This window comes from Kitasatospora sp. NPDC088351, from assembly GCF_040685575.1.
Classification (GTDB): Bacteria; Actinomycetota; Actinomycetes; order Streptomycetales; family Streptomycetaceae; genus Kitasatospora.
Map to the genome: position 1 here is coordinate 23219 of NZ_JBFBIL010000083.1, position 6271 is coordinate 29489.

At 70.1% G+C, this 6271-nt stretch carries 5 protein-coding genes and 1 pseudogene; 2 read left to right on the forward strand and 4 right to left on the reverse strand.

The window, feature by feature from the left end; all coding sequences use genetic code 11:
* Positions 1 to 99 precede the first annotated feature (99 nt).
* The 3 genes from AB0P06_RS34200 to AB0P06_RS34210 all read right to left on the reverse strand — a co-directional run bounded on the left by AB0P06_RS34200 (position 100) and on the right by AB0P06_RS34210 (position 2572).
* A complete protein-coding gene (locus AB0P06_RS34200; RefSeq protein WP_363614405.1) occupies positions 100 to 1086 on the reverse strand; it encodes a CAP domain-containing protein in 987 nt (328 codons plus the stop codon).
* Between the two features lie 431 nt (positions 1087 to 1517).
* Positions 1518 to 1685, reverse strand: a complete 168-nt coding sequence (locus AB0P06_RS34205; protein ID WP_363614407.1) for a hypothetical protein — start codon at positions 1683 to 1685, stop codon at positions 1518 to 1520.
* 152 nt (positions 1686 to 1837) lie between these two features.
* Entirely contained in the window at positions 1838 to 2572 is a 735-nt protein-coding gene (locus AB0P06_RS34210; RefSeq protein ID WP_363614409.1) for a hypothetical protein, read from the reverse strand.
* Between the two features lie 369 nt (positions 2573 to 2941).
* On the opposite strand from AB0P06_RS34210, the gene AB0P06_RS34215 reads away from it, so the two are divergent.
* Positions 2942 to 3961 carry a DUF4158 domain-containing protein gene (locus AB0P06_RS34215; protein WP_363614411.1) on the forward strand — a complete coding sequence of 340 codons (1020 nt, stop codon included), beginning with the start codon at positions 2942 to 2944 and terminating at the stop codon, positions 3959 to 3961.
* Between the two features lie 90 nt (positions 3962 to 4051).
* On the opposite strand, the gene AB0P06_RS34220 is transcribed toward AB0P06_RS34215, so the two are convergent.
* Entirely contained in the window at positions 4052 to 5302 is a 1251-nt protein-coding gene (locus tag AB0P06_RS34220; RefSeq protein ID WP_363614413.1) for an MFS transporter, read from the reverse strand.
* A gap of 270 nt (positions 5303 to 5572) precedes the next feature.
* Between AB0P06_RS34220 and AB0P06_RS34225 the strand changes: the two are divergent.
* Positions 5573 to 5887 (forward strand): annotated as a pseudogene (locus AB0P06_RS34225) (recombinase family protein); the annotation flags it as partial.
* Positions 5888 to 6271: the final 384 nt, after the last annotated feature.

The window sequence follows — 6271 nt, forward strand, 5'->3', positions numbered from 1 at the left end:
ACCTCTGGGGAGTGATCAGATAACAACAATTTGCGCGGATTCGGAAAACGGGGACCCTGCACGGTGCACTGGAGCGGGCTCGCGCGTGAGGCCGGCCGGTCAGGACGGAGCCGCGAAGACCTGCGTCCACCAGGGGCCGCCGGAGCCGGTCCGCACGCCGACGCCGATCTGCTTGAACGCGCAGTTGAGGATGTTGGCGCGGTGGCCCGGGCTGTTCATCCAGGACTCCATCACGGCGGCCGGGTCCTTCTGACCGCGCGCTATGTTCTCGCCCCAGGTGCTCCAGCGGTAGCCGGTCGCGTCTATCCGGTGGTCCGCGTGGTAGCCCTCGGGGCTGGCGTGGTCGAAGAAGTTACGCGCCGCCATGTCCTCGCTGTGCCCCTGCGCGGCCGCGGCCAGCCGGGGTTCGGCGGTGAGCGGACCGCAACCCTGCTGGGCGCGCTGGGCGTTGACCAGGTCCACCACCTGCTGGGCGAACTGCGCCGAGGTACCGCTCGCGGGCGCCCCGGCGTTCTTCGGGGCCGCGGACGTCGCCGCGGCGGAGGCGGCCCCAGTGGCCGCGGTCGGCCTGGCGGTGGCGCCCGGGCCGGGCTTGACGGGCGCGGACGGGGTCGGCACGGCCGGTGCGGCAGGGGTGGACGGCGGAGTCACGCCGGTAGGGGCCGCGGGGCCGGTGGTCGCGGGGCCGGTGGTCGCAGGGGAAGCGGACGCGGCCTGCGCCGGGTCGGCGGCGGACGGGGAGCCGGCCGGGCCGGCGAGGAGAGCGGAGTCGACGCCGCCCGCGCCGGGCACCTGGACGCCGTCGTGGTTCCCCGCCTCCGCCGCGATCTGCGGGTCGAGCGCCACCGCCCGCCGGCCGTCCCGGTCGCCGTCCGCCCCGTCGTACGCCGCGTACCCGGCGCCGGCGAGCGCGGCGATCACCCCGGTACCGGCCACGGCGGCGATCACGGCCACCACCGGACCGACCCCGCTCCGCCGACGGGCCCGCCGCCCACGCCCCCGCCGCACGGCGGCGGCGCGCCGCTCGGCCCGGCCACCGGGGCGCCCGGCCGCCGGGAGAATCGTCGTCCTGTCTTCGCTGTTCACCTGAGCACGCTTCCTGTTCGGGTCGGCGGGTACGGGTGCCGACACCTGGGAGACCTCCCGGCGGCGCGCCGATAACAGAAAGTCCGAACGAATTTCCGATCCCCACCGCACGGGCCCGGCCGCCCGCGCGCGGCACAGCTGCGTCCGGGGCCATCGCGTGGGTGACGGGCGTGGGCCCGGGCGGGGTGACCCGGGTGCCCGTGCTCCGGGTCCGGTGGCCGTCGTCCGCGGTGGTCCACGGAACCGGGGGTTGAGACTGGTGAGCTCGCTTGTTCAGGCGTCGCCTGTTCGCAGCCGAGTCCGAATGGAGCTCGCGCTGAGTGATCAACGCGAGCTCGGCGGACGTCGATCGCCATGGCTATCGCTGTCTGGCGCGGACAACGTGCGAAGGCGCCCAGCCATGTCAGAAGGCACCAAGGAAGCCCTCGCTGTCAGGGGAAGTCCGGGCACTCCTCGGCAAAGCCCTGCGAAACGGGCTGCCACACGCCGTGGTCCTCACGCACGCTCAGTCGATCCGCTTCCTCCGCGGTCTCGATCAGCTGAGCGGTGGTCAAGGGGACGGCCGCCGTGAAGACTCGGTGCATGGTGTCGTTGTCCATGCACCAGCGCAGGAAGGGCTGGGCCGGGCCCCGGGTGGCGTACTGGTCTGCGTGCCAGGCGTCCGAGCCTGGCCACGCGCTATGACAAGCGCGCCTACGTCTTCCACGGCGCGGTCACCGTCGCGTCGATCCGTCTTCGGCTCAGACCGTGATCAGCCGGCTTCTGGAGCGTCGGCCCGCTGTGCCGACTCGGCAGCAACCTGACGCAGCAGCACCGTTGGCGATGCCATGACGGCGTACCAAGTGTTCGCGCTCTCGTCCGTGACCGGAGCCCAGGCAGCGATCACCGGCAGTTCACAGTGGTCACCGGCCTCCAGCGGGGGCAGCGTCCAGGACATGCCGTTGTGGCCGAAGTCCACGCCCCACGTGCTGAACGAGTGGTTGTACACCTCGTCGATCAGCGCCGCCCATCGTCGGGGCACCTCGCCCGCGTCGGCCGCCCAGCAGATCGCCTCCGCGTCGTCACCCCCGACGGTGAGCCGGGTCTTCTCGTCCTCCACCGTGATCGCGGCCAGTGCCTGCCCCCCGTCGTACCCCGCGTCGACACCCTCCGGAAGCCGCGCCGACAGCCCCGCCGAGAACTGCACACGGCCGAACGGAGCAAAGGCGTCGATGCGCCAGACCGCCGCACGGCAGTCGGTCAGCGGCCCCCAGGTCTCGGGGCAGAGCTCGGGATCGTACGGGGTCAGCAGCAGCTCTACGCGGGCCGCGGGACGGACCCAGCGGGCGACCGTGCGGCCGCCCGGCAGCTCGAACAGCTCATCGGGCAGCAGCGGAAGGCCCGTGTTCCCAATGGCCGTGGTGAAGGTCAGCGGGCCGAATGGCGTGTCGATAGCCGGCTGAACGGCGGACCGCAGGCGGATGCGCGGGACGGTGGGAAGCAGCATCGCCCCAGGGTAGTGGGCCTTCCCACGGGTTGCGCCAGCCCTGGAGCATCGCTTCGAAGACCTGCTCGCCCGGCCGCAGCATCGGCAGGCCATCGACCAGGTGGAGGCGAGCAGACCCCGGTGCGAGGCCGTCCTCACCCATCGCCATCACTTTCCGTCGATCGCATTGGACGCGAGTTTTTCGCATCAGATGCGAGACGGCGGCGTTTCCCAGCTCAGTCGCCCGACGGAGTGAAGGAGCCGCGCCAGGCCGGCGCAGTCGCCACCGTGATCCCAAGTACTGCCAACGCAACGTCCCTGGCAGGTCCGATTGTGCGAGCCCAGTGTCGTTGGTGGTGATGTTGGATTCCCTCAGGGGCGGGGTGGGCTGTGACCTCGATCGAGAGGACCGCGTATCCGCGGTTCAAGCGGCTGATCACCGCGCATGAGCTGCATCTGTTCTTCGCGCCGAGCCGTGACGAGGTCGAGTGGGTTGCCGGCCGGACCGACTGCGACGAGCACCTCCTGGCCCAGCTGCTCGCGCTGAAGTCGTACCAGCGCATGGGGTGCTTCCCGAAGCTGGACGAGATCCCGGAGACGGTGGTCGACTTCGTCCGCCGCGCGGTGGACCTGCCAGAAGGCACGGTGCCGAAGGCCGCGAACCGTACGGCGGAGCGGCAGCGAACCGCCGTACGTCAGCGGACGGGCTTGTCGTACGACAAGGCGAAGGCCCGGAAGATCGCCGAGGCGGTAATGCGGAGCGAGGCCGTGTCGAAGAACCGCCCGGCGGACCTGATCAACATCGCGCTGGAGAAGGTCGTGGAGGCCGGGCTGGAGCTGCCGGGCTTCACCACGCTGGACGCGCTCGCGGCGAAGGTCCGCACCGAGGTGAACGCCGCGATCTGCATGGGCGTCTACGACCAGCTCAGCGAGGCCCACCGGGAACAACTGCTGGCGCTGCTGTCGGAGAAGGACACTTCCGGCACCACGAAGTACAACAGGCTGAAGCAGTCAGCGAAGGCCCTGGAGCAGGAGATCAAGGCCCGGATGCCGGAGCGCTCCCTGCTCGGGATCATCTCCCGCACGGCGTACTGGGTGGAGTGGTGGCGTCGCTTCGGCCCCGCCTCGGGCAACGAGCCGAAGCTGAAAGACCCCTTCGGCCGGTACGTGATCACCACCTTCGTGGAGGGCACCAACATGGGCCCCTACGAGGCTGCCCGGCACACCCCCGGCGTGAGCGGGCACGAGCTGTCGCTGGCCGCGAACGAGCACGTCCGCCGCTTCGGCGAGTACTCCACCCATGAGCTCGGCCTCGTGCCCGAGGCGTACGACCCGCATCTGGACGTCGACTTCAGCCCGCTGCGCGGTGACGCCCCGCCCGCGCCGGACGGCTACGGTCAGGCGGCCTGATCACCCATGTCATGTCGCTACTCCAGCGGCCACGCGATGCACACGCACTGTTCCATGCCACGCGGAAGGCTCCTGGCACCTACTCCCTGGTCATCTCGTCGCTTCCGCAGCAACGCCCGGCTGCGGCCGGGTCCGCATACCCCAGCGGGCAAGAGATGGGCCAGCAGCACCCAGCATTGCGAAGAACAACGCCAGCAGCAGCCAGCCCGCCGTGCCGAGGCCTAGCACCACCGTGGTGAGGATCGCAGGGGCAAGAGCCTGGCCCGCGTTGAAGCCGAGGCCGAGGACACCTTGGTACTGGCCCTGGGCATGGTCGGGGGCAAGACCGAAACCCAGGGCGAAGCACGCCGAGGACTCCCAGACCTCTCCCAGGCTATGGACGAAGATCGCCGCCAGGACCAGTCCTGCTGCCGCCCAGACAGGTGCGTACGCCGCCAGCGCCATCATCGGACAGCTGACGAGGAAGAGCAGCCCCGCAGTGCGAAACGCCCTGCCGCCGTCGTACGGGGTCTCGATACGGGAGCCGATCTTGGTCTGCATCAGTACGCAGAAGGCGGAATTGACTGCGAACAGCGCGGCCACCGTCCAACGCGGCGTTTCGGTGTGCTCGGAGATCCAGATCGGCAGGAGCAGGGAGACCACCGGGTACTGCAGTCCCATGGCCCCGTAGAGGGCGGTGAACGTCAGGAACGGACGGTCCGCGAAGACGAGCCAGCGCCGCTGCCGCGGTGACGCTGCCAGCACCGGATAGCGGGGCAGCAGAAGCAGAAGCACCGCGCACAGGGCGAAGCTCGCCGCGTTGCCGAGAATCAGCGTGACATAGGCGCCGCGGGTGTCCGCGGCCAGCGCCAGCCCGGCACCCGCCGTTCCCAGGACGACGCCCAGGTTGACGAAGGTGCGCAGCTTCGCCCGGAACATGGCCGGTCGCTCACCCCCGACCCGGGCCACCAGAGCCCCCCACGCCGCCCCTCCGGCCGCCGCGGCGATCTGGTCGACCGTCGCGATGATCGTGAGCGCGGCCCAGCTCTCGACGAGGACGAGGGCCGCCATCGATACCGCCTGGACCGCGAGGGCCAGCATCATGATCACGCGTGCACCGCGCCGGTCGGCGAGATGACCCCCAGGTATCCCCGCGCACAAGCCGATCACTCCGGCGATGGTGAGCGCGGCGCCGACCTGCACCGCAGGCAGGCCCACGACCAAGGTGAAATAGAGCGCCGACGCCGCGTTGAACAGACCATTGCCGACCCGGTTGACGAAACTGGCGGCGACCAGCACGCGCTCCGGCCCACTGCCCCCCGCCATCCGGCCTATTCGACCTGCCAAACCGCCCTTGATCATGGACCGCAGGCTAACAGCACCGCAGAACCCGCCGCAGTCGTACGAAGAAGATCGCGTGCCCCAACGGCGACGCAGGCCCCGACGCGTGTTCCATCCCCTGAAGGCCGGTGTCGGCAAACGAACGAATGACGACTGGCGCGCCGGGCGTCCAATGAACCCAGACTTTCCGGGGCCCGACGGCGGCGCCGATCCAATCAGATCCGATGGCGGATGATGACAGGGTTTGCTGACAGCTGGGGTCGAATGCGACCACCGAGAGCGGGGAGCGGCATGGCCAACCTGGTCTACAAACGGGTGTCGACGGACCAGCAGTCGACCGACCGGCAAAACCTCGTCCTAACCGAGGCCGGGATCGAAGACCCGGTCGTCTTCGAGGAACAGGCCGGCACCTCCAGCCGCCTCCGCCCCCTTGAGCGGCCGAAGTTCGGCGAACTGCTCGCCTACACCCGGCCGGGCGACACCGTGCACATCTCCGAGATGTTCCGCCTCGTACGCGGCACCGGGCACATCCTCGACGTGCTCGACGTCCTCCACCGCGACCAAGTCGCGCTGCGCATCCACGACGGCGCGTTCTCCGCCATGGACCCCAGCTCCTCATCCGCTGCCAGTCCCTCGACGGCACCCCGGGCGCCCCAGCGATCCCAGCTCAGCGCAAGGCGCGCCGCGAGTACGAGAACCGCGTCGCCGCCCTCGCGAGCAACACCCTGTAGCGAGTCCTCCGGTCTGCAAGATCATCCCGTGGCGGGTTTCCGGCGTATCTGGGTCATGCCCCGAAGAGACCCTGACCCACGGGCCCGACCCGCTCCACCTCGCCGAGGTCCTCGGGCTCGACGAGAAGACCGCGATGCGTTACGCGGACTCCGCACGAGCCCTGCTAGGCCGCGTATTCGGTCGTGATCAATGGGTTCGGGTGAGGTCCTTGATCCAGATCATTGCGCCGCGGAGGTGAAGGCCGGCGAGGTAGCTTTC

Excerpts from the sequence above, each read along its gene's own strand:
- AB0P06_RS34210 (WP_363614409.1), bottom strand. The coding sequence starts at position 2,572 with ATGCTGCTTCCCACCGTCCCGCGCATCCGCCTGCGGTCCGCCGTTCAG.
- AB0P06_RS34205 (WP_363614407.1), bottom strand. The coding sequence starts at position 1,685 with ATGGACAACGACACCATGCACCGAGTCTTCACGGCGGCCGTCCCCTTG.
- AB0P06_RS34220 (WP_363614413.1), bottom strand. The coding sequence starts at position 5,302 with ATGATCAAGGGCGGTTTGGCAGGTCGAATAGGCCGGATGGCGGGGGGC.